The sequence below is a fragment of the Roseobacter cerffii genome (assembly GCF_054226325.1).
The window spans coordinates 4,212,351-4,238,506 of sequence record NZ_CM135757.1; the positions used below are offsets into that span (position 1 = coordinate 4,212,351).

A 26,156-nucleotide genomic window follows, 5' to 3' on the forward strand; every position below is an offset into this window, starting at 1 on the left:
TGCGCAGAGAGGTCGGCATGAGACGCACGCCGAACCCTGCCGCGCATCCAGTTTGTGAGGAAATTGACATGTATGGAATGGTAAACGACGGTATCCACAACTTCATCCTGAAGCACCATGACGCAGACACCTGGCAGTCTCTGTGCGAGGCCGCGTACCTTGAGACGCAGGAGTTTCATGAGATGGAGCGCTATGACGACAGCGTGACATTTCAACTTGTGCACGCCATCTCCGACCATACGGGTCTGTCCGCCGGGGCCGTGCTAACCGAGTTCGGATCGCATTGGATCGACTACGCTGGCGCCTCGCCGTTCGGAGCTCTGATGACAAGCGCCGGGAACAGCTTTTTGGAGCGCCTGCGGGGTCTGGATGACATGCACGCGCGGGTTCAGCTTTCGATGCCCGATTTGAAGCCGCCGTCTTTCAAGCTCGAAAGAAAGGCCGAGACAACCTACCACCTGCACTACATTTCACAGCGGACCGGGCTCGATGCCATGGTTATCGGGATGCTGCGCGGTCTGGCAGAGGACACCGGCGAAGACATCGAGATCAAACAGATCGCCGCAAAGTCCGAGATTGTCGATCACAGCGTGTTCGAAATTGTCCTGATCCGCTGACCGGTGCGGTGGATCAGGCCCGTGTTGGCCGCCACGGCAGCGCCTACCTGATCGCCATCGCCACAGTTCTGCCGCAATTTTTGCACCCTCGACGAGGGGCATCGAGTCGCAACGTGATTCGCGCCTGGTGCCATATGTTCCACTTCGCCGGGAAACCTGCAGCACTTTGCGCAGATTGCGCGTAGATGTCTGTTTTTACGGGATAAAGCGAGGTCTCTACCGCAGCGGGTAGGGCGGTTAACCGCGTTCTCCAACACCAATCGGCGACCCAGCCTGGCAGTGTTTCGCAAGCATGAACGGTCGGCCGATTTTTTTGAATTCGAGCAAAAAGATGGCATAACTAAGGCACGCTCCGGACTGCCGTGGCCCGCTTGGGTCCTGCGCCGCCTCGTCGGGAGTGTGTGATTTCAGGGGGCTGGCGGGCTTGGCACGATCGTGCCCCACAGTGCTAAGTGAGTGGAAGGATAGTTTATGACATTGCAACTTGCCCGGTCCGGCCGTCTGGAGGCCCTCGCGCAGCGGAATTCTGACCGCATTCTGGTCAAACCCGCCCGCCATAAATCCGATATCGTCTTGCCCGAGGAAGGCACTGTAGCCGCGTATCTGATCGATGCGCTTGGGCAAGGATCGTCGGTGGAGCAGATCGAAGCCGAGACTGGTTGGTCCAAATCCTCGGTGATGATCAACCTCTACCGGGTGGCCAAGAAGTCCGGGATCGGCATCCGCCGCCGCGATGATGTGATGCACCTTCTGGTGCCAAGGGGCGCAGAAAACGTCTATCCGCGCAAACAGATCTCAAGGGCCGAGAAAGAGCGGCTCGAAAACGCGGTTCACCCGGCGCGGTTTCCGCTGAGCATGCGGAGCAACTGAGCCAAGCGTCAGACGATCACGTCCTGCGCGACCTGCTCTCCGACGCCGAAGACTTTCTTGTAGCGGTCGATCTCGGACGCGGGGCCCATCGCCTTGTTCGGATTGTCCGACAGCTTGACGGTCGGCACGCCATTCGCCTCGACCGCCTTGCAGACCAGCGAAAACGGCGCCAGCCGGTCCTCGGGCACCAGCATGCGGAAATCGTTGGTCAGCAGGGTGCCCCAGCCGAAGGAGACATTGGTCCGACCCGCAAACTTGCGGTGCAGCGAGCGGATCTTGTCGACGTCGAGGCCGTCGCTGAAGATGATCCGCTTGGCGCTGGGGTCCTCGCCGCGGGTCTTCCACCAATCGATGGCGATCTCGGCCGCTTTGGCGGGATCCCCGCTGTCGATCCGGATGCCTGTCCACCCGGCGAGCCAGTCCGGCGCCTTGTCGAGAAACCCTTTGGTCCCAAAGGTATCCGGCAGGATGATGCGGAGGTTGCCCTCATGCTCTTCGTGCCAGTCCGAGAGCACGTCGTAAGGCGCCTGCGCCAACTCGTCATCGGTCTTGGCCAGGGCGGCATAGACCATCGGCAGCTCATGCGCGTTGGTGCCGATCGCCTCCATCTCGCGGTTCATGGCGATCTTGCAATTCGAGGTGCCGGTGAAGGCGTCGCCCAAGCCCTCTTGCATCGCCTGTACGCACCAGTCCTGCCAGAGATAGCTGTGCCGCCGTCGTGTGCCGAAGTCGGCAATCGACAGATCCGGGATGTCGCGCAGCGCCTCGATCTTCTCCCAGACGCGGGTCATCGCGCGGGCATAAAGGACCTGCAGCTCGAACTTGCCCATGCGGTTCAGAACCGCGCGGCCCCGCAGCTCCATGAGCACCGCCAGCGCCGGGATTTCCCAGAGCATCACCTCCGGCCAATTTCCCTCAAACGTCAGCTCGTATTGATCGCCCTTGCGCTCCAGATGGTAGGGCGGCAGGCGCAGCTGCTCGAACCATTCCATGAAATCGGGGCGGAACATCTGGCGCTTACCATAGAAGGTGTTGCCGCGCAGCCAGGTGCTTTCCCCGCGAGACAATGAGAGAGAGCGGATGTGATCAAGCTGTTCGCGCAGTTCGCCCTCGTCGATCAGCTCGGCCAGTGGCACGTGTTTGGATCGGTTGATCAGACTGAAGGTCACGCGCGTACCGGGCTTGTTACGAAAGACCGATTGGCACATCAAAAGTTTGTAGAAATCCGTGTCGATCAACGAGCGGACAATCGGATCGATCTTCCACTTGTGGTTCCAGACGCGTCTCGCGATATCAACCATGGCCATTCTCCAAGCGGACACCCGCGTCGCGCATCCCGTCTTTGGCTGCGGCGAGCGAACCATCCAGATCAATCGCGCGGCAGAGGTCTTCGCGCACCTCGACGTTGAAGCCGAGCTTGGCGGCATCCACTGCCGAGAAGTTGACGCAGAAATCAAGCGCGAGGCCGACCATGACAAGCGTCTCGATGCCCCGCGTCCGCAGGTAGCCTTCGAGGCCCGTGGGGGTCCGGTGATCGTTCTCGAAGAAGGCTGAATAGCTGTCGATCTCGGGGTTGTAACCCTTGCGGATAATCAGATCGGCGCGGTCCGCTTGTAGTTCGGGATGAAACTGCGCGCCGATACTGCCCTGGATGCAATGATCTGGCCAAAGCACCTGCGGGCCATAGGGCATGTCGATCAGGTCATAGGGCGATTTGCCCGCGTGCGAGGAGGCGAAGGAGGAATGGCCAGCGGGGTGCCAGTCCTGCGTCAGGATCACCGCTTCGGCCTCGGCCATCAGCGCATTGATCGATGCCACGATCTTGTCTCCATCCGGCACGGCCAGCGCACCACCCGGGCAGAAATCGGTCTGTACGTCGATCACGATCAGGGCTGTGGTCATGCGCGCCTCGCTCTTGGTCAATCTTTGGGTAAGGGGCGGCGCGCGGGGCGTCAATGGCAACCGGGCGGGGCGGGGCTGATGCGCGGGGCGCCTCCGCTCTTGCCTGTACCACCGTTGAGGCCTATTGCAGCGCGCATGTACACCATCGCCGCCCTCTATCACTTCACCCGGTTTGACGACCCTGCCGCGCTGAAACCGGACCTGCTCGCACTCTGCAATTCGCAGGATGTGCAGGGCACGCTGCTGCTCGCAAAGGAGGGGGTCAACGGCACCATTGCCGGGCCGCGCGCAGGGATCGACGCGGTCATTACGCATCTGCGCGCGCTGCCTGGTTGTGCCGATCTGGAGTGGAAAGAGGCGGTCAGCGATCATGCGCCTTTCGGCAAGATGAAGGTGCGGCTCAAGCGCGAGATTGTCACCATGGGCCAGCCGGATGTCGACCCCCGCGCGCGCGTCGGCCACTATGTCGAACCGCAGGACTGGAACGATCTGATCTCGTCGCCGGATGTGGCGGTGATCGACACGCGCAACGATTACGAGGTCGCCATCGGCACCTTCGAAGGCGCGGTCGATCCGAAGACTGAAAGCTTTGGTGAATTCCCGGCCTGGTGGGAGGAGAACAAACATCGCTTCCACAACAAGAAGGTGGCGATGTTCTGCACCGGCGGCATCCGGTGCGAGAAATCCACAAACTACCTACTGGGGCAAGGGGTGGAGGAGGTCTATCACCTCAAGGGTGGCATCCTGAAGTATCTCGAGGAGGTGCCGGAAGCCGAGACGAAGTGGACCGGCGCCTGTTTCGTCTTCGACAACCGCGTCAGCGTCGAACATGGGCTGCGCGAGGGCCCGCATATGCTCTGTCATGGATGTCGGCGGCCGATCCTGCCCGATGATACGAAGCGCCCCGAATATGAAGCGGGGGTAAGCTGTCATCGGTGCATTGCAGAGACCTCAGCGGCGGACAAGGACCGGTTCCGCGAACGGCAAAAGCAGATGGCTCTGGCCAAATCCCGTAAAGCCGCCGCCTCTTAGGCCGGGGCAGGCTGTCGCGCGCGGGGGCCACTGCGTGACAGCAGCCACAGCATGATCACGATGTTCAGCCCGTTCCACAGGATGCCGTTCACGAAGGCCAGCTGATACGACCCGCTCACGTCATAGATCCACCCCGACATCCAGCCGCCCAAAGCCATACCCATGATCGTCGCCATCATGACGATCCCCACCCGGGCGCCGGCCTCGCGCGCCGGCATGTATTCCCGAACAATCAGCGCATAGCTCGGCACGATGCCACCCTGGCTCAACCCAAAGATCAGGCTGACCACATAGAGGGAGACGAGGCCGCTCGACGGCAGGTAGAGAAACAGCGCAAGACATTGCAGGGTGGAGCCGATGAGCAGCGTCTTCACCCCGCCGAGTTGGTCCGCGAGCAACCCCGAGACGATCCGCGAGCCGACGCCGCCCAGAAGCATAAGCGCCAACATCTCCGCGCCCACCGCAGGCCCGTACCCAAGGTCCACGCAATAGGCCACGATATGCACCTGCGGCATCGACATCGCAACGCAACAGCCGATGCCCGCAAGGCCGAGCAGGTATTGCAATGCGCGGGGAGACAGCCCGGCCGAGCTTGCGTTGCGCAGCGACATGTCCTGCGCGACGGCGCGGGCTTCCTCCGGCAGGCGACGGCGCAATGCCAAGGACAGTGGGATCACTCCGACCAATGTGACCACGGCCATGAAGAGATACACGCTGCGCCACCCCGTCTGTTCCAGCATGCCTGCGAGAACCAGCGGCCAGAAGGCCCCCGAGAGGTAGTTCCCGCTGGCCACAAGAGCCACGGCGATGCCACGGCGGCGCACGAACCAATGCGAGATGTCTGCGATCAGCGGCCCGAACCCGACAGCAGAGGCAAAGCCGACGAGGAGTTGCGCCAGAGACAGCATGACGATGGATTGGCTCAGCGTCGCCAGGCCGAAACCGACCGCCACACCAACCGCTGCCGCAATCAGCGAGAGGGTGACGCCAAAGCGGTCCACGGCCTTGCCGATCGCAAAGTTGCCAACCGCAAAGCCGATCATCGTCAAGGTATAGGGCATGGATGCCTCAGCCCGCCCTGCCCCAAACTCCGCCTCGACCGCGGGCATGATCACGATGATCGCCCACATGCCAACATTCACGATCACCGCAATGGCCAAGGTCAGCCCCAGCCGGATCCAGGAATATGAACTGTCAGTGACCGTTGTCGGCATATGAGCCTCCTTCCTCGCCATCTGCGCGGAGCGGCGGCCCGGTGACAAGACAGAAAAACTAAGCCTCTGTTAAGGAGGTGGAAAGACCTTCTGAGCTATCACTCCGCTTGGGTGAATATGAGAGTGGTGAGATATGGCTGCGCAGAGCAATCTGGCACCAGTCATCATCAAACGGAAGAAGGTTATCGCCGGCGGCCATCATGGTGGCGCCTGGAAGGTCGCGTATGCGGACTTCGTGACAGCGATGATGGCCTTCTTCATGATGATGTGGCTGTTGAATGCGACGACAGAACAGCAACGGCAGGGGTTGGCGGACTATTTCGCGCCAACCATTCCGGTGAACCGGATCTCGGGCGGCGGCGACGGCGCCTTCGGTGGTGAGAGCATTTTCTCGGAGGAAACACTTCCGCAGAACGGCCTCGGCGCAACCACGCATTATGCGGCCCAGCAGCAGCAATCGCGCGGTGACAGCGGAACCAGCACGGATGATGGCGCCCAAGATGCGACCAACGAGGAGTTGGAAGAGATCGTCGCGGAGCTGACCGCGCTTGGCGGTGAGAGCACCGTGATGAAAAATGCGCTTCAGCACATCGTCACCCGCATCACCGATGAGGGTTTGGTGATCGAGCTCTTCGCTCTGGATGGTCTGCCGATCTTTGTTGACGGCACGGATCGACCGACGCCACTGATGGAGACGCTCGTCGAGATGGTCGCCAGCGTCAGCCTGGCTGTCACCAATGATATCGCCATCGGGGGTCACGTGCGCGCGGCACCTATCGTCCTCGCGGAGAACCCGGTTTGGGACAAATCGACCGACCGCGCCACGCGCACACGTCTTATGCTGCAGCAAAACGGCGTGACGACCGAGCGGATGCAGCGGGTCACCGGGCACGCCGATCGTGAACCTGTGCATCGCAACCCGATGGCAACGCGCAACGACCGGGTGGAGATTGTGCTGCTGCGCTGAATTGTGGCTGAAATAGGGCGCATTTTATATGTTAGCGCGGTGTTAAGCCCGGGCCTTTATCTGGGTGGTCAATGGATGATCACATCAGAAAGGCGTGCCCATGACAATTTCATCGTCGCTCAATGCAGGTGTTGCAGGGTTGCAGACCAATGCGCAGCGGTTGGCGTCCATCTCGGACAATATCTCCAACTCCTCCACCTACGGCTACAAACGGGTACAGACGGATTTTGAATCCATGGTTCTGTCCTCGGGCGGCGGGTCGTACGCTGCGGGCGGCGTCCGGGCCAATACCCAGCGCCTGATCGACGAACGTGGGCCGCTTATTACAACTTCGAACCCGACGGATCTCGCGGTGCGCGGCGCGGGCATGCTGCCCGTCGCGCAGGCGGCGCAGGTTCAGACGGCTGGCGCAGACGCCCCGATGTTCCTCACGACCACCGGATCCTTCCGTACAGACGCTGAAGGCTATCTGACATCGCAATCCGGCCTTGTTCTGATGGGTATTCCCGCTGGTGCGGACGGCACCATCCCCCCGTTCCCGCGTGACACCGCGGACGGGCTTGAACCGGTCCGCATCAACACCGGGCAGCTTGCCGGGAACCCGACATTGAACATGAGCCTTGGCATCAACCTTCCGGCAACGGAGACGGAGTTTGGCGCCGCCGCACTGACCGAGCAGCTGTCAGTCGAGTATTTCGATAACCTCGGCACGTCCCAAAGCATCAGCATTACGTTCACACCAACACCACCTGCCGCCGCTGGCGACCCAGCGACCAACGAGTGGACGATGGTAATGACTGACTCCGCGCAAGCCGGAGCTGAAATTGGGCGATACACACTGACCTTTACGGATGCGCGGACCGCTGGCGGCTCTCTCGCCACCGTTACGCCTATTCCGACGGTGACACCGGCAGGTGCGAGCCCGGCTTATGATGGCACCACCGGCCTGATCAATGTAAACGTGGCTGCTGGCCCGATCTCCATCGATATCGGCGCGATTGGCGACAATGAGGGGCTGTCACAGCTTTCCTACAACTTTGCCCCGATTTCGGTGACCAAGGATGGGTCGGCCATCGGTAACTTCATCGGGCTTGATGTGGATGCTAACGGGTTCGTGCGCGCAAGCTTCGACACTGGTGAAATCCGGACTGTGTATCAGATCCCGCTGGTGAACGTTGCCAACCCGAACGGGCTGCAGGCCTTTGATAGCCAGACCTATCTGCCATCCCGGGAAAGCGGTGCGTTCTTCCTCTGGGATGCCGGTGATGGACCAACCGGAGACATCGCCTCCTTTGCGCGCGAGGAATCAGCCGTCGATGTCGCTGGTGAACTGACGGATATGATCAAGACCCAACGCGCATACTCATCGAGTGCGAAGGTGATCCAGACCGTGGACGAGATGTTGCAGGAAACCACCAACATCAAGCGATAGGACGCTCTTCGCAGCTACGAGTTAACAAGTGAGGGCCAGACATGACGATTTCATCTGCACTGTCGAATGCCATGACCGGGTTGCGCGCCGCGGGGCGCAACTCGGAGACGATTTCGGCCAACATCGCCAACGCGATGACACCGGGCTACGGGGTCCGCTCGGTCGACCTGTCATCATCGTTGATCGGCGGCGTGAAGATAGATGGGATCACCCGCCTCGTCAGCCCGGCCCTTCTTGTGGACCGCGGCCTCGCCGAGGCTGCGTTCAACAACGCAAGCGATCGGACGAGTTTTCTGACCCGCTACGAGGATTTTCTGGGTATTCCCGATGATCCAAACTCACTTTCGGCGCGCATTGCGCAGTTTGAAAGCAGCTTGGTCACGGCCACCAGCCGCCCCGACGCCCCGGAGCGTTTGGATGCGACCGTCAACGCGGCGCGCGATCTTGCAACTCTGATCTCGTCCGCCTCGCGCGACATCCAGGAAGCGCGCAGCGAGGCTGATCGGAATATCGATTTTCAAATCAATCAGCTGAGCACCGCCTTGACCAGTGTGCAGGAGTTGAATCGACAAATCACCAAGACGATGGCACTCGGTGGCGACACATCCGCTTTGCAGGACAACCGCCAAGCACTCGTTGACGAGATCAGCGGGATCGTTCCGGTCCGCCAGATCTCGCGAGAAAACGGACAAATTGCGCTCTATTCGACCGGTGGTGCAATCCTGCTCGACGGCGGTGTCGCTGAGATCGGGTTTACACCGGTCAATCAGGTCACTCCTTACATGAGCTTGGCCGGTGGCCAGCTGTCCGGTCTGACAATCAACGGCTATCCAGCTCAGACAAGCAGCGATCGCGGCGCACTTGGTGGAGGATCACTTGGCGCCCAGTTCGAAATCAGAGATGAGCTCGGCGTTGAAGCCCAGACCCAACTCGATGCGCTGGCGCGGGATCTGGTTGAACGATTCCAGGATCCCGCAGTCGATCCCACCTTGGCTGTAGGGGATCCCGGCATATTCACCGACACGGGCATCGCTTTCGATCCGTTGAACGAAGTTGGCATCTCCGAGCGCTTGACAATCAACGCGGCGATTGATGATCGGCAAGGCGGTGAGTCCTGGCGGCTGCGAGACGGCCTGAACGCGGTTGTCCCCGGAGATGTCGGTGATTCTCGTCAACTGCAGGCTTTGTCAGAGGCTCTGATCGCACAACGCACACCCGCGTCGGGCGATTTTGGAACCGGCGCTTTCTCGATGATCAACCTTGCCTCGACTCTCACATCTCAACTCGGCGCAGACCGAGCACAGGCCGAGCAAACGCAAACCTTCACGTCGACCCAATTCAACGAGTTGACTCAGCTGGTGCTGGCCGAGGGGGTCGACACCGATCAGGAGCTTCAAAAGCTCCTGCTTGTCGAACAGACCTATGCCGCAAATGCCCGCATGATCGAGGCGGCAGATGAAATGATGCAAACAATTTTGAGGCTGTAAGCGATGAAGTCCACTTCCCTTGGTGACCTTGCACAATCCTTCATGCTGCAGCGTCGCAGCGTCGCGCTCAGGCAGGACTTGACGCGCCTCACAGATGAGCTTTCCAGCGGGAAGGTGGCCGATGTCAGACAGGTTCTGTCCGGCAACCACAACTATCTCACCGGGCTCGAACGCTCCCTGGAAGTCTTGCAAGGATACTCCGTTGCAAACACCGAAGCCGGATATTTGACCGGTGCCATGCAGGACTCCTTGGAGCGCGTCCAAGAGTATGGAAGCCAGCTCGGGCTCGACCTGCTTTTGGCAAGCGGCGGGCCTTTGGGGGTCGTTTCCGGCAACCCCGCTGAAAACGCGATGACGCAATTACAGGGTATCATCAATTCGCTGAATGATGACGTTGCCGGGCTGAGCCTATTCGCTGGCACAGCCACTGATAGCGCCCCCTTGCCAGATGCAGAAACACTGGTTGGACTTGTACGCACTGCCATTGCAGGGCAGCCCACGCCCGAAGACGCGCTTGCCGCCGCCGAAACTTGGTTTAACGATCCCGCAGGGTTTGACACGCTTGCCTACTCAGGCTCAACAACTGCGCTCGCGCCCTTCGCTCTCTCAGATACCGAGCGTGTATCGCTAGACATCCGTGCCGACGATGATGCGATCAAGGACTTGTTGATGCATATCACGGTTGCTGCTCTCGGCGACGATCCAGCTCTCGGGTTTGGAGTGGAAGAACAGTCAGAGCTCTTTGGTCTGACAGGTATCGGGTTGCAATCCAACCAAGATCAACTGACCAGTTTGCGCGCGAGCATAGGGTTTGTCGAAGAACGAATAGAGATGATTTCGGCCCGTAACCAAGCCGAAGAAACGAGCATGGAGTTTGCCCGCAATGCGCTTCTTGCTGCCGATCCGTTCGAAACCGCCACGGAATTGGAGAGTGTGCAGTTTCATTTGCAGAGCCTCTATTCAGTCACAGTCCGTAGCTCTCAACTCAATCTGGTGAACTTCTTATGAGATTTCTTCTTGCTGCCATCATGGCGGTTTTATTGAGCACCACCATCTCTCAGGCGGGGCCAGTCCGGATCAAAGATCTGGTTGAATTCGATGGCGTGCGCGGAAATGACCTCGTCGGTTATGGCCTCGTTGTTGGCTTGAACGGGACAGGAGATGGGTTGCGAAACTCGCCGTTCACCGAGGAGATCATGTCTAACATCCTTGAGCGGCTGGGCGTTAACGTAACGGGGGAGCAATTCCGACCTCAAAACGTCGCCGCAGTCCTGGTCACGGCAGCTCTGCCGCCGTTCGCAAGAGGCGGTAGCCAGATCGACGTGACCGTATCCGCCATTGGAGATGCAGACAGTCTGCTAGGCGGCACCCTTATCATGACACCGCTCAATGCAGCAGACGGCCAGATTTATGCCGTCGCACAAGGAACGATTATCGCTGGTGGGTCAGTGGCCGAAGGGGACGGTGCGAGCGTCACACAGGGTGTGCCAACCGCAGGCGTGATTCCGTCGGGCGCTCGCGTAGAACGCGAAATTGAGTTTGACCTGTCCAGTTTGACCAACCTTCGGTTGGCGCTCAGGGACGCGGACTTCACCACCGCTGCACGTATAGAACAGGCCATTAACTCTGACTTTGGTCGGCCAGTGGCATTCATGTTGGATTCTGGTACGGTTCAATTGGATATACCCGAAACACGAATGGCGTCCGTTGCGCATGCACTGGGTCGCATTGAAAACATCTCTGTTCTTCCAGAGCGCAAAGCCCGTGTGGTTGTCGACCAGAGATCTGGGACGATTGTGATGGGCGAAGACGTGCGGATATCGCGCGTTGCGGTATCTCAAGGAAACCTCACACTTCGAATACAGGAAGCACCGATTGCGGTTCAGCCAAACCCATTTGCCGAAGGGGAAACCGTTGTTGTACCCAGGACAAATGCAGAAATCGAAGAAGAGCCAGGCATCGGTCTTGCGGAGATACCGACGGGGACATCACTGTCCGAAGTGATCGCCGGATTGAATGCACTCGGAGTCGCACCTCGCGACATGATTGACATCTTGAAAAGCATTAAGGCTGCGGGCGCGCTACATGCCGAATTTATCGTCCGCTAGACAAGGTTTGAAATTGCTGACGCTACGGTATTGACTATAGTGTTAATGGTGAATGCTGCCCGTCGATGACTTCTCTCAGATCCACTTTTGGCTACTTGGATGCGTCATAAGAAGTTTTCCACATTTTTGACGGGCCGAGGTGTGCGATACAGCCACTTTAAGTAGACACTGATTACTTGATTTGTAAAGTATAGAGTGCTCATCGCGTATGCACATCAAAATTACGATATAGGTCAACTTGCTTTGTGTGTTTTCGGTCAATTTTTTGTGCCTCTGGTGCTTAGCGCTTTCGAATGGGAGATGGCGTTCTTTAGTCCAGGAGTGACTTACGTCGCCTAGTGCGGTGTTTTTGAATTGCGCCTGTTGAGTTTTGATTTCTGTGATGGATCTACTAAAGTGCTACTTCGGTACACCATGCCGCCAACAGATTTCGGACGTAGAGAAAGCGAAGGGACAAAGCCTCTTGGAGGCTGCCTTGGCCCGCTGTGTCTGAGCCGCTGATCTGGGCTTTGAATATGGTGCCGGGACCGGCTAGCGCATGTTGAAATCCTGATGCGGTCGGGTGTGGTCGTAATGCAAAAAATCTATTGCACAGACCTAGTTCGGACGTGTCGGCTTTGGTCGGATAATCAAACTGACTTTATGATAGAGCCGTTTGCATTTCTTGAGTTTCAGCAGAAGCTGCGCCCCTTCTTCTCACGCCACAATCGCTCGGTCCTTTGTAACTAACCCGCCAGTTCTTGATGCGAATCAGCTCATTGACTTGCGCTAGCCTTATCGCCTCTAACGCTTTGCGAGCCAGATGATCGTCAACCAGAGAGCACCTTCATCCCGACGCTGTGGAACGCAGAGCCAACGTCTTCACCACAAGACTGAGTCGGTTAAATCTCACTCAGCAGCTTCAATACGCCGTCTGAAGCCCCTTTCCTCGCCAAAGCAAATCTCCTCCAAAGATCAAAGCGATGGCATACTTTATTAGGTTAGGACAAATGGAGAAGCACAGCCTTGCTGCTAGCGGCCACACCAGCGCCTGACCAGTTTCTCCAAAGTTATGTCAAAATCTCGACGAATCCATCTTTTTGAGAAGCGGCATTTAGTTGCTATTTGCTCAACAAGTCTTAAAAAGGCAGCTCCAGATACCTCAGATCTCCGAAAGCCATACTACAGACATCTAAAAACTAGCGAACTCTCGATCCGAGCAGCATAAGTATAAGCGCCCGCTATAGAGCGTGAGAATATAGCCTAAAAGTAGCTGCGAACAAGGCTGCCTGCGATTAGGCTCCAGCCATCTGCGATGACGAAGAACGCAAGCTTAAATGGGAGGGAAACGATGACGGGTGGGACCATCATCATACCCATGGACATCAGAACAGCCGCGACAACAAGATCGATGATGAGGAACGGGAGAAAAATCAAAAACCCAATTTGAAATGCTCGTGATATCTCGGAAAGGAGAAAACTTGGAACAAGTACCGATAAAGGAGCATCCGGAGTTGGTGTTACGTCGATAGTGTCCGGTCGGAGCTCTGCCATCGCGAAAAAAGTCTCTGGATCTAATCTGCCCGCCATGAAGATGCGGAATGGTTCCAAAGTTCGAACGAATGCGGTCTCTACATCTATTAGGTTTTCGTTTAGCGGGGAAATACCGTTTCTCCACGCATCTGTGAAAACGGGCTCCATAATAAAATAGGTCAAAAATAGTGCCAGGCTGACAATCAGCATATTTGGTGGTGATTGCTGGAGGCCGATTGCTTGCCTCAAGATCGAAAGCACAGTGACCAAAAAAGGGAAACAAGTCACCATTATTGCAAGCCCTGGGGCTAGACTGAGCACAGTGATAATTGCGAAGAGCTGGATAGTCCTCGCGCTTATTGACCCGTCGTCCCCCAGTGAGAACGATATCTCTTGGGTAAGCCCTGCCGTGGGCATGAAAACAAGAGATATGACTATAGCTGCGTAGTATTGCGAAGGCCGCATGAGAGCTTAGTGACCAGTCTGCAAATCGACCACCTCGGTCAGTCTGACGACGAGTTGACCGCTCGCTTCCCCTTCCTTTTCTTCCAAGGTCCCTCGTGCAATAAGCCGATCGCCGACGTAGAGTTCCACAGGATCATCGACGGTTTTGTCCAGAGGCAAAACAGCGTTTTGGCCCAGAGCGACGAGATCGCGGATCAGCGGTCGGGCCTTACCGACACATACACTCACTTCGATCGGGACCGATGTGAAAGGATTGCTGGTCTCAGCGGTGGCATTGCGCGCTTCCGGTGCATCATCCATTGTTCTTCTCCTGCTCGGTTTCGTGGAAGAAAGCCGTCAGCGCGTCACTTACGCCTGAGAGGATCGCCTGCAGATCCACGCTGCGTTCGACTTCGCCAATGCGAACGAACGCCTGGCCCTCGGCGAGCGAGGGCTCGGCGACAATCTCAAACGGATCCTTCAGCTTGTCTTCGGCGATATCTTGTATGGCCTCAACATTTGAAGGGGCGACCACGATCTCAATTGGTTGATGCGGCTGATCTTTGATCATTTCGAGCAGCTGATCCACGATCTGAGGACCAAGCGTCTGTTGCGCCATTGCCGGTAAGAGCTTTTCAACGATTTCCGTCATTACCGGCTTCAATGACAACGTCAGTTTCGACAACGCCTCGTGGTAGGTGAAGGACATATCTTGCAAGTTCTGGCCAAATTCGGCGCTGATTTTTGCAACAGAGTCTGCTTGTGCTTTGACCGCATCATCCCATCCAGCCTGATAACCCTTTTCGAAGGCTTCCAATTGCTGATCTTCGGTCACAACGACGTTGGCGTTGCTCTCCTGCGTGTCCGGCACCTTGGGGCCGCCAAAGTTGCGATACCTGTGTGAAAGGGACATCAGGCATTCTCCTCTTTGTCTTCCAACCAGCTTCTCAGGATTTCAACGGTCTCTTCTTGACGTTCACCAATCATGGATCTGAGCCGGTCTACCGGGTCTTCGGATATCCCACCGGCCATCGGCAGTTCCGGCAACTCACCAGGCTGGTCTCCGCCAAATCCTGAGATCATCGGCAACTCTGGAAGGTCAAACTCGTCAGAGGCTACTTCACCATCCAGCCCACCTTCACTATTCAGTGCGGCTTCGCCAGGAGGCAGTGCCGGCACCTCCTGACCTTCAGGCAGTGCAGGCTTACTCAGCAACGGACGCACGACGAACAGGCCGAGGATGAGCGTCACAAGCGCCAAGACTGCCATTTGCACCGCCGACATCAAGTCGAGATGGAGCCCATCGAAGAACGAGGTGCTAGCCGCTGTCCCTTGGGGAGACACGCTTTGAAGAGCCATCGACTTGATCGTAATGATGTCCCCACGTGCCTCGTCAAAGCCGACGGCTGAGGCAACAAGATCGCGCAGCGCTTCAAGCTCGGCCGGATCACGTGGCGCGAGCTCCGAAGTTCCGTTTTCGCCCTCGACCACGGCATCGTTTACCAAAACAGCAACGGTCAGCCTCTTGATGGCCCCTGGTACGCGGACAATTTCGCGTTCTGTTTCAGAAACTTCATAGTTGATACGCTCGCGGGTTTCGCTGTTTTGCGATGAAGAGTTTTCGCCGTTTCCGCCCTCTTCGTCCGGCAGGTTGGACGCGACCGTAACGTTGCCGCCGCCTGCTTCATTCGAGGTGTTGCTCCGTTCTTCAGTATCCGTGCTGATCGCGACGCGGCTTTCCGGATCAAAGATCCGCTCCCGGATCGCTTCACTTTCAGTGACAGTATCAACGCTCACTTCGACGACCGCGTTTCCGAAACCTACCCGCGCTTCCAAGAGGCGCTGCACCCGGTCACGAAGGACCTGCGCCTTATCATCTGAGCCCGCAGGGGCGACTTCATCAGCAGAACCGATTAGCGCGCCGTTTGCGTCGATGACTGCGACATCTTCAGAAGCGAGGCCAGCGACGGCCGATGAAACAAGAAAGCGAATCGCCTTGGCTTGCGGTGGTGTAATGGCCGCACCGGTCGGCGTCACAGAAACGGAAGCCTTCGGGGTAACGCCGCGTTGAAAGGGATTTGAGCCGGTGCTCGCAATATGGACGCGTGCCATCGCAACGTGCGGGCTTGAAACAATTGTGCGGGCGAGCTCGCCCTCCTTGGCCCGCCAATAGGCCGCGTCAAACATCTGCGATGTTGTCCCGAACCCCGACAAGGTGTCGAGCAATTCATATCCCCGGTTGGAGTTGGCAGGCAAACCCTCGCTTGCGAGCGTCATGCGCAATTGATCGCGTTCTTGCGCTGAAACAAAGATCGATCCGCCGCGCACTTCAAACTCGGCACCGCGTTGTTCCAGTGCGCGAACGACGTCCCCTGCGGCACCGTTTTCCAACCCGGCGTACAGCAGCGTCATAGAAGGGGCAGATGCCATACGTGACATCGCGAGGATGCCGAAGAACATGGCCACTGTCGCGACAACCACGATAATCTGACGACGCAGATCCAACCCCGTCCACGCATTCAACAACTGCTGCACAATCACCTCCGTCAAGCCGAACATTCTATTCAGCGATGACAACAGCAATGAACGATCTGGCTTAACAATCGGTTAGTGCAATCGCGTCTATAACAAATTTCGTAACCAAAAATGGGATGGCCATGGCGGACGCAGCGACAGTTGAAGACGAGGATGCACCAAAGTCGTCAAAAATGCCTTTAATACTTGGGTTGGTTCTCATGTTGATGGGCGGCGGCGGTGGGTTCTATGCCACGTGGAGCGGCTTGCTCTTGGGGGGCGAATCGGAAGAGCCGAAAGTCGAGGCATCTGAAGAAGATAAGGTACCTCAGGTTCAGTTCGTCCCGCTCGATCCGATTACGGTCTCGTTGCCCCAGGGCAGTGCGCAAAGCCATCTGCGCTTTCGCGCCGAGCTTGAGGTTGCGCGTGAATACGCGTCCGACGTCGAGGCGGTTTTGCCGCGAGTTATTGATGTGTTGAACGGCTATTTGCGGGCTATCGAAGCAAACGACATCACAAACCCGTCAGCCTTGACCCGCCTGCGCGCACAAATGCTGCGGCGGGTACAGCTCGTGACGGGGCCTGAGCAGGTGAAAGACCTGCTGATCATGGAATTTGTACTGAACTAAGGAGGGTGACATGGAATTGATCGCGGACGTATTGCTGGCAGCCGGAGCGCTTGGAGCTGGCCTTTATTGTTTTGTTCTGGGCCGGCGACTGAATCGCTTTAACGATCTGGAGAAGGGGGTGGGAGGTGCCGTTGCTGTGCTTTCTGCGCAGGTCGATGATCTGACCAAAACCCTCTCGGCCGCGCAGTCCACAGCGGCCACATCGGCGCAAACGCTGACAGATTTGACCAAACGAGCCGAAGACATGTCGCGCAAGCTGGAGCTACAGATGGCGTCGCTGCACGATCTGCCCGATCCACCGCCGCAACAGCCTCACGTACCCCAGCATGCGCCGACCCCTGCACCGGCAGCCGTCAGCGAACCAATGTTCGTCCGCCACCGGAATGCGGAGACGCATCAATGAGATCGATAAAGCTCTTCACCGGTCGAAATGGCCGCGGCTCGATCCTCTTGATTGCTGGTTTGCTGGTTGGGTCCGCTATTCTGCGCGTCGGCATAGGCGCTGGTCAGGCGGTTGCAACGGAAAATCCCTCCGCCGTTGTCGAAACTGCAGAAAAAATTGATCCGAAAACGGACACCGCGTTGACGGAAGACGACAAACAAAAGATGTCGAAAATGCTTCGGGCGTTCCAAGAGCGCGAAGCTCGGCTGACCGAGCGCGAAGAGCAGATCGAGATGCGGATGAAGGCTCTTTCGGTTGCAGATGAGCAGATCGAACGGCGCCTGAGCAACCTGCAGGAGGCCGAAGAGTCTTTGCGCGGGCTACTTGCGCTGGCCAATACAGCCGCTGAAGATGACCTCGCGCGTCTTACGACGGTTTACGAGAATATGAAGCCAAAAGAGGCCGCCGAACTCTTCGAGGAAATGGAGCCGGCATTTGCCGCGGGTTTCCTGGGTCGCATGCGGCCCGACGCCGCTGCTGGTGTCATGGCAGGTTTGTCTCCGCAGACTGCATACTCAATCAGCGTCATCCTTGCAGGGCGGAATGCTGACGTACCTGAAACCTAGGACCGCAGAGAGTTTTTTAACTTCCTTTTGCGACAGTGTCGGTCGGTAACCACTGGGGTTTGAGATGATCGGAATCATTGGCATTGTTTGCGTGTTCGCGATGGTTTTTGGCGGCTATCTGGCTGCCGGAGGCAAGATGGGCATCATCTTCAAGGCTCTCCCTTTCGAAATGACGATGATTGGCGGAGCTGCCCTGGGTGCATTTCTGATCAGCAACGATTCTTCCGCGATCAAGCAAACCGCACGCGACATGGGCAAGGTTTTTAAGGGTCCAAAGTGGGCACATGACGACTACAAGGATCTTCTTTGCCTGCTGTTCGAGCTCATTCGGCTGGCGCGACAGAATCCAGTTGCAATTGAAGAGCATATCGAAGCCCCGGACGAGTCATCCATTTTCTCCAAATATCCGAAGATTCTGAAGGATCGCGAGGCTATTGCGCTGATCTGCGACACGATGCGCTCGGCCTCCATGAACTATGACGATCCGCATCAAGTGGAAGAGGTTCTCGAAAAGCGTATGGAAGCAAATATGCATCATGCACTGCATTCGAGCCACGCTCTGCAGACAGTTGCAGACGGCTTGCCCGCTCTCGGCATTGTCGCCGCGGTTTTGGGGATCATCAAAACCATGGGATCGATCGATCAACCCCCAGAGGTTCTCGGTAAACTGATTGGTGGCGCGTTGGTTGGCACCTTCCTCGGCGTTTTCCTGGCTTACGGGTTTGTCGGACCGTTTGCCGCCAAGGTGAAGACAATCACCGAGGAGGACGGGCATTTCTATCAGCTGATCCGCGAAGTCTTAGTCGCCAACCTGCACGCCCATGCAACAAATATCTGCATTGAAGTTGGTCGTCAGAACACTCCATCTCATTGCCGCCCAAGTTTTGCTGAGCTCGAAGATGCCCTGAAGTCGGTGAAGCAAGGTGCCGCATGATCAGAATTGCTGTTGTGATTGGCCTGACCGCGCTTTTCTTCTCGGAGCCGGCAAGCGCTGACCCAATAGTTGTAAGATCAGGCGATCACGATGGCTTCACGCGCTTGGTCCTTCGACTGCCCGACGATGCCTCCTGGCAAATCTCGGAAGAACCCGGCCTCAAGACAATATGGGTAGCCGGGCATGATGCCGGTTTTGACACCAGCCGCGTATTCGATGTAATTCCTCGTGATCTGCTTTTAGATGTGCGCCCTTATCCTGCTCGTCTTGAACTCCTGGTTTCATGTGCCTGTGAACTGAATACATTTGTCGAACAGAGACAATTTCTCGTGGTGGATATTGTCGATGGGCCGCCCCTCCCACCATCGACTGAAACTGCCTCCGCACGCTTCATCTCGGCGCGCCCGGCCTCAGGTTTTAACTTTGGGGATTTGCTGTGGTCCGAGTTTTCTACCGATGCCGTAGAAACAGTCGCAAGAGCCCAAGAGGAGCTAGAGAGTGAGATCACCACGACTGCTGCTCCAACGGAAAAGGGCGCGGAAAGCAGCCTAATTGAGCAAACACGTCAACAACTCCTGACCGAGTTCAGCTCGGCGGCTTCCAGAGGCGTTCTTCGACCGGCAACACCGAATCTGGATCAGTCAATCAGCGAACTTGAAACACCCGCTGCTCAAGAAATCTATGACTCGTCAGAAGTGCTCGTTTCGCTTCCAGCTCCAGAGACCGGAAACATGAGGATTACAAGCAGTCGAGATACGCCAAACTTATCACAAAATGTCGATCTCATGACCTCAGGCGCCGTATGCGCCTCGCCAGACCGCGTAATGGTGCATAGCTGGGGGGACGACGATCCGCTCTACACCCAAATTGCAGATGTGCGGCGGACCCTATTCTCCGAGGTCGATCAGCTTAACGAAAAAGCCGCACTCAAGCTCGCGCGGCTCTATATCTACTTTGGGCTTGGAGCCGAAGCAAAACAAGTTCTCAAATTATCAAACGACTTGATACCAAAGCATCCCGAACTCATAGATTTGGCTGACATCATGGAGCATGGCTTCGCTCGCAACCCACGCTTTGTCCATAAATTTGCCGATTGTGATTCTGAATTTGCATTTTGGGCTGCTATGGCAGCAAAACAGCTTCCATCCGACCAACTCTTGAATGAGACAGCGGCTCTGCGGGCCCTTGCAGCGCTCCCCGATCATCTAAGGCGCCACCTTGCACCAATATTGAGCAAACGCCTCGCGGATCACGGAAGTCTGGAGTCTGCGTCAATAGCCTTGCGCAATGTCGAATGGACAGAACTCGACCAAGCTAGTAGCACAGACCTCGCACAGGCGACTATTGAGAAGCAGTCTGGAAATTCTGAAGGGGCAGAGGAGCTCCTTTCCACTGTCATTCTGGATAACGCCACAGAGACACCCGAGGCGATGATTGCGTTTGTTGACAGCCGTCTTTCCGAGGGCAATCTGATACCAGCAGATGTGGCTCTACTGATTGAAACCTACGCCTTCGAGTGGCGCGACAGCCCGATCGCAAGAGATATACAGCGTGCTCATGTCATTGCATCGGCGTATTCAGGACAGTTCGCAAAAGCTTTTGAGGCAATGCAAAGTGAGATAGTTGCAGGTGATGCCACACTTTTGGCCGAGCTGACGTCCCACACCTTCTCAGCGCTTTCTTCCAACGCAGACGACGTCACGTTTATTGATGCGTTCTTTTCGGAGTTCCCCAGTACATCATCGGAAATGTCCTCAAAGTCTGTCGGAGACACTGCATCCCGTTTACTTGAATTGGGCTTTGCGTATGAGGCCGAAATGCTTCTATCGGAGTCACACGCGGATCGGAAAGGCGAATACCTTACGCTCCTGCACGCGGAAGCTTTTTTGGCACTAGGGCAACCGGAAGCAGCATTAACAGTACTGGATCTAGTTCAGAATGAGAAATCCTTAGAATTGCGTGCGCGTGCTCTAGCGCAGCTCGGCAACAATAAGGCCGCGTTCGATCTGTTTCAGTCCTTGGACGCAGACGAAGAAGCGATGCGGTCCGCGTGGCTCGCCAGTGAATGGGCAGAGCTGATTACAAGTGACGCACCGGTTTTCGGTGGTGCACGAACACTTTCTGACGAGACCATACCAGCAATCGCGCCGCGCGATGGTATGCTTGAAACCATTGACTCCGCTGTGGAACAGAGCAACTCGGCGCGGGAGACCTTGCGAAATCTCCTGGAAGGTGTGCCAGTCGAACGTTAGCCATCTAGCGTAGCACCCGACAATAAAACCGAAGCTTCGGTTACATAAAATAAACCTTGAATCAATACTATAATATCGTTGCAAAACGCAGCGCATAAGAGGGTCAGAATGGCACTACAGTTTCGGTTACTTGGTTCCATACTAGCACTTGTTTTGCTTGCACTCGCAGCCGTCGTCCTGATGGCGGATGAAACGCGGGCAGATAACAACAATGTATGCGACCGCGCAGCCACCCTTGCTTCGCGAGAAACCGGCGTGCCTGTATTGATCCTAAAAGCAATCTCAAGAACGGAAACCGGTCGCACACTGCAAGGCAGTTTTGAACCATGGCCTTGGGCCACAAATACGGGCGGCACTGGTCGGTGGTTCGACAGCAAGGCTGCCGCCGTCAGACATGCAACAAAAACAGTTGGTGGAAACCGAAGAAACATCGATATCGGTTGCTTTCAGCTGAACTATCGGTGGCATGGTCACGCCTTTTCAAGTTTGGAGCAGATGTTTGATCCGGTCGAGAATGCGCGCTACGCGGCCAAGTTTTTGGCCAAACTACAGGAAGAAAAAGGGGACTGGATGCGAGCAGTCGGCGCCTACCATTCGCGAACGGAGGAACACGCGCAACGCTATCAACGCCGTTTTTCTCAGATCCACGCCAATCTAGCTGACGGACCCAGCCTCCCAACAGCAGTTGCAGCAGAACAAAGGCATGCAAACCGCTTCCCGCTATTGCAGCGCTCTGACGCACAGCCTCGGCTTGGATCGCTCGTACCCTTGGGGCGCTCAACGTCTCGCGGCGCGCTGGTATCACGAATTGGAGAGATCTGAACGTGCAGAATCTGACCGCAAAAGCGCTCTTCAACCCCACGGTCATGCTCGCCGTTGCACTAATGGCTGTGATTGTAATGATGATCTTGCCGATGCCAGCGTGGGTTCTGGACGTAGGCTTGGCAGCTTCCTTTGCACTCGCAATTCTGATCTTTACTGTGACCTTGTTTATCGAAAGGCCGTTGGACTTTTCGGCATTTCCAACAATCCTGCTGGCTTCGTTGATGCTGCGCCTATCACTCAACGTCTCCTCGACAAAGCTTATTATCGGTGAGGGTCACACTGGCACGGATGCGGCTGGAGACGTGATCGAGGGCTTTGCACAATTCGTAATGGGCGGCAGCGTCTTTCTAGGTCTGGTCGTTTTTTGCGTTTTGCTAATTGTCAACTTCATGGTGATTACCAAGGGCGCAACCCGAATGGCGGAAGTGGGCGCTCGGTTCGCACTGGATGGTATGCCGGGCAAACAGCTCGCAATCGACAGCGACATGTCGGCGGGTGCAATCACACATACCGAAGCTCGCGAGCGACGCGAGAGAGAGCAGCAGGAGACCACGTTCTTCGGCTCTTTAGACGGCGCTTCCAAGTTTGTAAAAGGAGACGCGATTGCCGGCCTCCTGATCACTTTACTTAATCTGGTTGCGGGTCTCATCATGGGTGTCGTGGTGCATGACATGCCTATCGGGCAGGCGTTTGAGACCTACGCAATCTTGACCGTCGGCGATGGCCTCGTCTCCCAGATACCCGCGGTCGTCATCTCAATTGCATCTGCGTTGCTGCTGGCACGCGGCGGTGCACAAGGCGCCACCGACCTTGCCGTTTTCAGCCAACTTGGCAAGCATCCGGCCGCCATCGCAACGGTCGCAGGTCTTCTCGTGCTTTTCGCCTTGTTCCCAGGGCTGCCATTTGCACCATTTATCATTGGCGGTGCGTTGATGGGTGGGCTTGCCTATTGGCTCAATCGAAATGCAAAATCCAAATCTGACAGCGATGCTCTTGAGGCGACCGACACCGAGTTGCCGAAAGAGAAGCCGCTGGGCGATATTCTCGAGCTCGACGACATTCATGTCGAGTTTGCAACTGATCTGGTCAACATGGTACTTGATCCGGGTACGGGTCTTGATGCGCGGATCTCCAACATGCGCACCCACGTTGCTTCGGTCTACGGATTGATCCTTCCCGAAATCCGACTGACGGATAACGCTGCACTTCCTGTTGGGACGTACATTCTCCGGATCCAAGGTGTCGAGCAGGCACGGGCCTCATTGAACCCTGATCAAATTCTAGCCCTTGTGCCAGAGAACCCGGCCAGCCTGCCAGATGGACGAGACACGACCGAACCAGTCTATGGCGCGCCCGCGCGTTGGATCAACGCTCGTGATCAAGAGCAAGCATCGCTCGATGGATTGACCCTGGTTACACCTGCGGAAATTCTTGCGACACACCTGCTGGAAACGGTCAAGCGCAACTTCAGCCGTCTATTGTCTCTCAAGTCACTGAGGCGTCTCCTCCACGAAATGACGAACGTATCGGATGCGACTCGTGCTGATGCAAACCGTAAACTTCTGGATGAAATGATCCCGGACAAGGTGCCTATTGACGTGCTGCATGCGGTCCTCCGACTGCTCTTGGACGAACAGGTTTCGATCAGAAACCTGCCTCTCATTCTTGAAGCAACCGCCGAAGCCCGGGCTCAAAACGCGCAACCGGAAGCGATCTGCGAGCACGTTCGCCAAAGACTAGGGTTCCAGTTGATAGCCGACATGAAACGCGAAGATGGCACCCTGCCCCTCGTTCAACTCGCCCCGGAATGGGAAGAGACCTTCGCCACCTATCAGGTTGAAGCAGACCGGGGACTGGATATCGCTTTGCCACCGGAGATTTTCAATCTTCTCGCTGAGAATGTCTCTGAGAAGCTACAGGCGGCCAGTGAAAACGGGATCAACGCTGCGATTGTGACCAATACCCGCCGCCGCCGCTTCCTGCGCACCGTCATGAGGGCCAAGGGCATCAACAACCCTGTTCTGTCATTTGAAGAAATCGGTCTCGATGCGCGTCCATCCCTTGTTGGTGTCGTCGCCGCATGAGCGGATTGGCTCAACTGATCCCCTTATTGAACGAGTCCCTGTGGCATGGCTTTGCAGTTTTTCTGCGTGTGGCGGCCATCACATCGATGCTGCCGGCGTTCGGTGAGCAATCGGTGCCGGCCCGCGTCAAGCTGATCCTCGCAATGGCGTTTACTCTCATTGTAGCGCCCGCGATCCCCACGACAGCAGTCCCCGACTCACTGGGAACGACCAACTTTTTCATCGTGACAGAGGTATTGTCCGGATTGGCGTTGGGGTTGGGCATTCGGCTTTTCATTCTCGCCCTACAGACCGCAGGCGCCATCGCCGCGCATGCCACCTCGCTGTCTCAAGTTTTTGGTGGGGCCGGTGTCGATCCCATGCCAGCCATGGGCTATGTCTTGATCGTAGGTGGCCTTGCACTCGCTGTGATGACCGGCCTTCATGTGAAGGCTGCGGAGCTGATTATATTATCCTATGATTTCATGCCAATGGGCCGGTTCACCGAAGGGGCTGTTTTGTCCGAATGGGGCGTCGCACAGGTCGCTCGTGCGTTTACGCTTGCGTTCACCTTGGCCGCGCCATTTGTCATCCTGTCGGTCCTGTACAACGTCGCTTTGGGCGCAATCAACAAGGCGATGCCGCAACTCATGGTAGCCTTTGTTGGCGCGCCGGTGATCACAGCGGGGGGGCTCTTTTTGCTACTCGTGTCGGCGCCGCTAATCTTGTCGGTCTGGGTACAGGCGATGGACGCATTCCTTGCAAATCCATTTGGGCCAATACCATGAGTGATCAGACCGATCAAAGCGACAAGACTTATGAGGCAACTCCTCAGAAGCTTCTGGAAGCGCGCAAGAAAGGGGAAATTGCACGATCCACCGAGATTTTGACGGCATTCGCCTATGCCGGGCTCCTTGTGGCTTTTCTCGCCGCTGGCAGCAGTGGGCTGATCCACCTCGGCACATCAATGATGGTTCTGATCGACCAGTCGGCACAACTCGCACCCCTCTTCTTTGATGGAGCCGCTGGCGCCCCAACAGGAGGGATCCTGCACAGCGTCTTGTGGTCGATGTCTCCAATCTTCGGCCTTCCCGCTCTCGCAGTCCTTTTGTGCCTCTTCGCAATGAAGGGCATCGTCTTTGCCCCAACCAAGATCGCGCCCAAGCTCTCAAACATCTCCGTCATCTCGAACGCAAAGAACAAGTTTGGACGACGCGGTCTGTTCCAGTTTGCAGTCAGCTTCGCAAAGCTTTTGATCTACTCAGCCTGCTTGGCACTGTTCATTCACGTCAGGCTGGACGAGATGGTGTCTGTCTTGCAGACCAACCCTCGGATCGTTGTCGCGCTGCTGGCGGAGATCTGTCTCTCGTTCCTTCTGGTCGTGGTGATTGTCTCGGGTGTGATAGGGGCGATCGACGCGATCTGGCAGCACTTTGAGCATCTGCGCAAAAACATGATGTCCCGCAAAGAGGTCATGGATGAAACCAAAAATAACGAGGGTGATCCGCACATGAAGCAGGAGCGACGGCAGCGGGCTCAGGCAATCGCGGGTGCTCAGATGATGGCCGATGTTCCAACGGCCGACGTCATTGTCGTGAACCCGACCCACTATGCGGTAGCTCTGAAGTGGGAACGTAAGCCTGGCCAGGCTCCGATCTGCGTTGCTAAAGGGGTCGATGAGATTGCCCTCCGCATTCGCGAAGTCGCGACGGAGAACGGCGTCCCGATCCACAGCGATCCACCAACTGCGCGCGCCTTGCACGCGACGACCGAGATCGGAGAGCAGATTGCTCCAGATCACTATCGCGCTGTTGCGGCGGCGATCCGATTTGCGGAAGCGATGCGCCAACGGGCGAAGGGACGGGTCTGATGCGCCTAGATGACGCGCGCACCCTGCATGCTTTAGCAGACGCCCGATATAAGGCGCGCCAACAGCTCTTCCAAACGCTGTTGCAACGGGAGAACTCTGTTAGAGCCGATTTGGCCAAACTCGATGCGCAAGCGAAGACCGCGGAACAAGCCGCGGATGGCACGATGAAGTCCATCGGCGCAGATGTGATTTGGAAAGCGTGGTTGGGCAAGTCCAAGCGATCCTTGAATATGAAGCTCGCCCTCATTCTAGCTGAAAAGGACCAGCATCTCCGTCAGGTCAAACAAGCCTACGGCAAGGTTCTGGCGAGCGAAGAGATTATGAGGACTATACAGCGAAAGCAGCGCGAAGATACGCGCAAGCTAGATCTTGAGAAGGCGATCGACATGTCGGTGTTTCACGGTCGCTGAACTACGTTCGACAAGATGCAGCGCGGTGGCTCTCGCTTCTAGTCGATGGTTTTGAACATGGTAGGC

Annotated in this window: 25 protein-coding genes; 18 read left to right on the forward strand and 7 right to left on the reverse strand. The window is 56.8% G+C overall.

What is annotated here, in order from left to right; translation table 11 throughout:
* Positions 1 to 68: 68 nt before the first annotated feature.
* Both ACVC7O_RS20510 and ACVC7O_RS20515 read left to right on the forward strand, forming a co-directional pair.
* Complete coding sequence (locus tag ACVC7O_RS20510; RefSeq protein WP_458323958.1) at positions 69 to 617, forward strand: heme NO-binding domain-containing protein; 549 nt, start codon at positions 69 to 71, stop codon at positions 615 to 617.
* Between the two features lie 471 nt (positions 618 to 1,088).
* Positions 1,089 to 1,487, forward strand: coding sequence for a hypothetical protein (locus ACVC7O_RS20515; protein ID WP_458323959.1), 399 nt, complete (start codon positions 1,089 to 1,091; stop codon positions 1,485 to 1,487).
* Between the two features lie 8 nt (positions 1,488 to 1,495).
* On the opposite strand, the gene pncB is transcribed toward ACVC7O_RS20515, so the two are convergent.
* Positions 1,496 to 2,788 (reverse strand): nicotinate phosphoribosyltransferase, encoded by a 1,293-nt coding sequence (pncB, locus tag ACVC7O_RS20520; RefSeq protein ID WP_458323960.1) that lies wholly within the window; start codon positions 2,786 to 2,788, stop codon positions 1,496 to 1,498.
* On the reverse strand, positions 2,781 to 3,389 hold the full coding sequence (pncA, locus tag ACVC7O_RS20525; protein WP_458323961.1) for a bifunctional nicotinamidase/pyrazinamidase: 609 nt from the start codon (positions 3,387 to 3,389) through the stop codon (positions 2,781 to 2,783). Before pncA ends, pncB begins: the two co-directional genes overlap by 8 nt.
* 135 nt (positions 3,390 to 3,524) lie before the next feature.
* Between pncA and trhO the strand changes: the two genes are divergently transcribed.
* Positions 3,525 to 4,421: an oxygen-dependent tRNA uridine(34) hydroxylase TrhO gene (gene trhO / locus ACVC7O_RS20530; protein WP_458323962.1), complete on the forward strand. Its 897-nt coding sequence runs from the start codon at positions 3,525 to 3,527 to the stop codon at positions 4,419 to 4,421.
* Here trhO and ACVC7O_RS20535 read toward each other — a convergent pair.
* The gene (locus ACVC7O_RS20535; protein ID WP_458323963.1) at positions 4,418 to 5,635 is read right to left on the reverse strand and encodes an MFS transporter; all 1,218 of its coding nucleotides are present in this window, start codon (positions 5,633 to 5,635) and stop codon (positions 4,418 to 4,420) included. The two genes, trhO and ACVC7O_RS20535, sit on opposite strands and share 4 nt — an antisense overlap.
* 133 nt (positions 5,636 to 5,768) lie before the next feature.
* Between ACVC7O_RS20535 and ACVC7O_RS20540 the strand changes: the two genes are divergently transcribed.
* The 5 genes from ACVC7O_RS20540 (at position 5,769) to ACVC7O_RS20560 (ending at position 11,629) form a co-directional block, all read left to right on the forward strand.
* Positions 5,769 to 6,602, forward strand: a complete 834-nt coding sequence (locus ACVC7O_RS20540; protein WP_458323964.1) for a flagellar motor protein MotB — start codon at positions 5,769 to 5,771, stop codon at positions 6,600 to 6,602.
* Between the two features lie 100 nt (positions 6,603 to 6,702).
* A complete protein-coding gene (locus tag ACVC7O_RS20545; RefSeq protein WP_458323965.1) occupies positions 6,703 to 8,034 on the forward strand; it encodes a flagellar hook protein FlgE in 1,332 nt (443 codons plus the stop codon).
* 71 nt (positions 8,035 to 8,105) lie between these two features.
* The gene (gene flgK / locus ACVC7O_RS20550; protein WP_458323966.1) at positions 8,106 to 9,521 is read left to right on the forward strand and encodes a flagellar hook-associated protein FlgK; all 1,416 of its coding nucleotides are present in this window, start codon (positions 8,106 to 8,108) and stop codon (positions 9,519 to 9,521) included.
* A gap of 3 nt (positions 9,522 to 9,524) precedes the next feature.
* Positions 9,525 to 10,529 carry a flagellin gene (locus ACVC7O_RS20555; protein WP_458323967.1) on the forward strand — a complete coding sequence of 335 codons (1,005 nt, stop codon included), beginning with the start codon at positions 9,525 to 9,527 and terminating at the stop codon, positions 10,527 to 10,529.
* Positions 10,526 to 11,629, forward strand: a complete 1,104-nt coding sequence (locus tag ACVC7O_RS20560) for a flagellar basal body P-ring protein FlgI (protein WP_458323968.1) — start codon at positions 10,526 to 10,528, stop codon at positions 11,627 to 11,629. Before ACVC7O_RS20555 ends, ACVC7O_RS20560 begins: the two co-directional genes overlap by 4 nt.
* 1,242 nt (positions 11,630 to 12,871) lie before the next feature.
* On the opposite strand, the gene fliP is transcribed toward ACVC7O_RS20560, so the two are convergent.
* From fliP to fliF, 4 genes are read right to left on the reverse strand one after another with little or no spacing between them, the layout of a single operon-like run.
* Complete coding sequence (gene fliP, locus ACVC7O_RS20565) at positions 12,872 to 13,558, reverse strand: flagellar type III secretion system pore protein FliP (RefSeq protein WP_458326127.1); 687 nt, start codon at positions 13,556 to 13,558, stop codon at positions 12,872 to 12,874.
* Positions 13,559 to 13,612: 54 nt separating this feature from the next.
* Positions 13,613 to 13,906, reverse strand: coding sequence for a FliM/FliN family flagellar motor switch protein (locus tag ACVC7O_RS20570; RefSeq protein ID WP_458323969.1), 294 nt, complete (start codon positions 13,904 to 13,906; stop codon positions 13,613 to 13,615).
* Positions 13,899 to 14,498, reverse strand: coding sequence for a FliH/SctL family protein (locus ACVC7O_RS20575; protein ID WP_458323970.1), 600 nt, complete (start codon positions 14,496 to 14,498; stop codon positions 13,899 to 13,901). Before ACVC7O_RS20575 ends, ACVC7O_RS20570 begins: the two co-directional genes overlap by 8 nt.
* The gene (fliF, locus tag ACVC7O_RS20580) at positions 14,498 to 16,144 is read right to left on the reverse strand and encodes a flagellar basal-body MS-ring/collar protein FliF (RefSeq protein WP_458323971.1); all 1,647 of its coding nucleotides are present in this window, start codon (positions 16,142 to 16,144) and stop codon (positions 14,498 to 14,500) included. The genes ACVC7O_RS20575 and fliF overlap by 1 nt, the downstream gene beginning before the upstream one ends.
* A gap of 98 nt (positions 16,145 to 16,242) precedes the next feature.
* Between fliF and ACVC7O_RS20585 the strand changes: the two genes are divergently transcribed.
* The 10 genes from ACVC7O_RS20585 to ACVC7O_RS20630 all read left to right on the forward strand — a co-directional run bounded on the left by ACVC7O_RS20585 (position 16,243) and on the right by ACVC7O_RS20630 (position 26,090).
* Positions 16,243 to 16,728: a flagellar basal body-associated FliL family protein gene (locus ACVC7O_RS20585; protein WP_458323972.1), complete on the forward strand. Its 486-nt coding sequence runs from the start codon at positions 16,243 to 16,245 to the stop codon at positions 16,726 to 16,728.
* A gap of 10 nt (positions 16,729 to 16,738) precedes the next feature.
* Positions 16,739 to 17,131 carry a hypothetical protein gene (locus ACVC7O_RS20590; protein WP_458323973.1) on the forward strand — a complete coding sequence of 131 codons (393 nt, stop codon included), beginning with the start codon at positions 16,739 to 16,741 and terminating at the stop codon, positions 17,129 to 17,131.
* Positions 17,128 to 17,736: a MotE family protein gene (locus ACVC7O_RS20595; protein WP_458323974.1), complete on the forward strand. Its 609-nt coding sequence runs from the start codon at positions 17,128 to 17,130 to the stop codon at positions 17,734 to 17,736. Before ACVC7O_RS20590 ends, ACVC7O_RS20595 begins: the two co-directional genes overlap by 4 nt.
* Positions 17,737 to 17,800: 64 nt before the next feature.
* Positions 17,801 to 18,670: a flagellar motor stator protein MotA gene (motA, locus tag ACVC7O_RS20600; protein ID WP_458323975.1), complete on the forward strand. Its 870-nt coding sequence runs from the start codon at positions 17,801 to 17,803 to the stop codon at positions 18,668 to 18,670.
* On the forward strand, positions 18,667 to 20,922 hold the full coding sequence (locus tag ACVC7O_RS20605) for a hypothetical protein (protein ID WP_458323976.1): 2,256 nt from the start codon (positions 18,667 to 18,669) through the stop codon (positions 20,920 to 20,922). Before motA ends, ACVC7O_RS20605 begins: the two co-directional genes overlap by 4 nt.
* Before the next feature lie 108 nt (positions 20,923 to 21,030).
* Entirely contained in the window at positions 21,031 to 21,744 is a 714-nt protein-coding gene (locus ACVC7O_RS20610) for a lytic transglycosylase domain-containing protein (RefSeq protein WP_458323977.1), read from the forward strand.
* Positions 21,745 to 21,788: 44 nt separating this feature from the next.
* Positions 21,789 to 23,831, forward strand: a complete 2,043-nt coding sequence (flhA, locus tag ACVC7O_RS20615) for a flagellar biosynthesis protein FlhA (RefSeq protein ID WP_458326128.1) — start codon at positions 21,789 to 21,791, stop codon at positions 23,829 to 23,831.
* Complete coding sequence (locus tag ACVC7O_RS20620) at positions 23,828 to 24,598, forward strand: flagellar biosynthetic protein FliR (protein WP_458323978.1); 771 nt, start codon at positions 23,828 to 23,830, stop codon at positions 24,596 to 24,598. The genes flhA and ACVC7O_RS20620 overlap by 4 nt, the downstream gene beginning before the upstream one ends.
* Positions 24,595 to 25,680 carry a flagellar type III secretion system protein FlhB gene (flhB, locus tag ACVC7O_RS20625; RefSeq protein ID WP_458323979.1) on the forward strand — a complete coding sequence of 362 codons (1,086 nt, stop codon included), beginning with the start codon at positions 24,595 to 24,597 and terminating at the stop codon, positions 25,678 to 25,680. Before ACVC7O_RS20620 ends, flhB begins: the two co-directional genes overlap by 4 nt.
* A complete protein-coding gene (locus ACVC7O_RS20630; RefSeq protein WP_458323980.1) occupies positions 25,680 to 26,090 on the forward strand; it encodes a hypothetical protein in 411 nt (136 codons plus the stop codon). Before flhB ends, ACVC7O_RS20630 begins: the two co-directional genes overlap by 1 nt.
* The last annotated feature ends 66 nt before the right edge of the window (positions 26,091 to 26,156 follow it).

Coding starts and splice junctions, on each gene's coding strand:
- ACVC7O_RS20510 (WP_458323958.1), top strand. CDS start 69: ATGTATGGAATGGTAAACGACGGTATCCACAACTTCATCCTGAAGCAC.
- ACVC7O_RS20515 (WP_458323959.1), top strand. CDS start 1,089: ATGACATTGCAACTTGCCCGGTCCGGCCGTCTGGAGGCCCTCGCGCAG.
- pncB (WP_458323960.1), bottom strand. CDS start 2,788: ATGGTTGATATCGCGAGACGCGTCTGGAACCACAAGTGGAAGATCGAT.
- pncA (WP_458323961.1), bottom strand. CDS start 3,389: ATGACCACAGCCCTGATCGTGATCGACGTACAGACCGATTTCTGCCCG.
- trhO (WP_458323962.1), top strand. CDS start 3,525: ATGTACACCATCGCCGCCCTCTATCACTTCACCCGGTTTGACGACCCT.
- ACVC7O_RS20535 (WP_458323963.1), bottom strand. CDS start 5,635: ATGCCGACAACGGTCACTGACAGTTCATATTCCTGGATCCGGCTGGGG.
- ACVC7O_RS20540 (WP_458323964.1), top strand. CDS start 5,769: ATGGCTGCGCAGAGCAATCTGGCACCAGTCATCATCAAACGGAAGAAG.
- ACVC7O_RS20545 (WP_458323965.1), top strand. CDS start 6,703: ATGACAATTTCATCGTCGCTCAATGCAGGTGTTGCAGGGTTGCAGACC.
- flgK (WP_458323966.1), top strand. CDS start 8,106: ATGACCGGGTTGCGCGCCGCGGGGCGCAACTCGGAGACGATTTCGGCC.
- ACVC7O_RS20555 (WP_458323967.1), top strand. CDS start 9,525: ATGAAGTCCACTTCCCTTGGTGACCTTGCACAATCCTTCATGCTGCAG.
- ACVC7O_RS20560 (WP_458323968.1), top strand. CDS start 10,526: ATGAGATTTCTTCTTGCTGCCATCATGGCGGTTTTATTGAGCACCACC.
- fliP (WP_458326127.1), bottom strand. CDS start 13,558: ATGCCCACGGCAGGGCTTACCCAAGAGATATCGTTCTCACTGGGGGAC.
- ACVC7O_RS20570 (WP_458323969.1), bottom strand. CDS start 13,906: ATGGATGATGCACCGGAAGCGCGCAATGCCACCGCTGAGACCAGCAAT.
- ACVC7O_RS20575 (WP_458323970.1), bottom strand. CDS start 14,498: ATGTCCCTTTCACACAGGTATCGCAACTTTGGCGGCCCCAAGGTGCCG.
- fliF (WP_458323971.1), bottom strand. CDS start 16,144: ATGTTCGGCTTGACGGAGGTGATTGTGCAGCAGTTGTTGAATGCGTGG.
- ACVC7O_RS20585 (WP_458323972.1), top strand. CDS start 16,243: ATGGCGGACGCAGCGACAGTTGAAGACGAGGATGCACCAAAGTCGTCA.
- ACVC7O_RS20590 (WP_458323973.1), top strand. CDS start 16,739: ATGGAATTGATCGCGGACGTATTGCTGGCAGCCGGAGCGCTTGGAGCT.
- ACVC7O_RS20595 (WP_458323974.1), top strand. CDS start 17,128: ATGAGATCGATAAAGCTCTTCACCGGTCGAAATGGCCGCGGCTCGATC.
- motA (WP_458323975.1), top strand. CDS start 17,801: ATGATCGGAATCATTGGCATTGTTTGCGTGTTCGCGATGGTTTTTGGC.
- ACVC7O_RS20605 (WP_458323976.1), top strand. CDS start 18,667: ATGATCAGAATTGCTGTTGTGATTGGCCTGACCGCGCTTTTCTTCTCG.
- ACVC7O_RS20610 (WP_458323977.1), top strand. CDS start 21,031: ATGGCACTACAGTTTCGGTTACTTGGTTCCATACTAGCACTTGTTTTG.
- flhA (WP_458326128.1), top strand. CDS start 21,789: ATGCTCGCCGTTGCACTAATGGCTGTGATTGTAATGATGATCTTGCCG.
- ACVC7O_RS20620 (WP_458323978.1), top strand. CDS start 23,828: ATGAGCGGATTGGCTCAACTGATCCCCTTATTGAACGAGTCCCTGTGG.
- flhB (WP_458323979.1), top strand. CDS start 24,595: ATGAGTGATCAGACCGATCAAAGCGACAAGACTTATGAGGCAACTCCT.
- ACVC7O_RS20630 (WP_458323980.1), top strand. CDS start 25,680: ATGCGCCTAGATGACGCGCGCACCCTGCATGCTTTAGCAGACGCCCGA.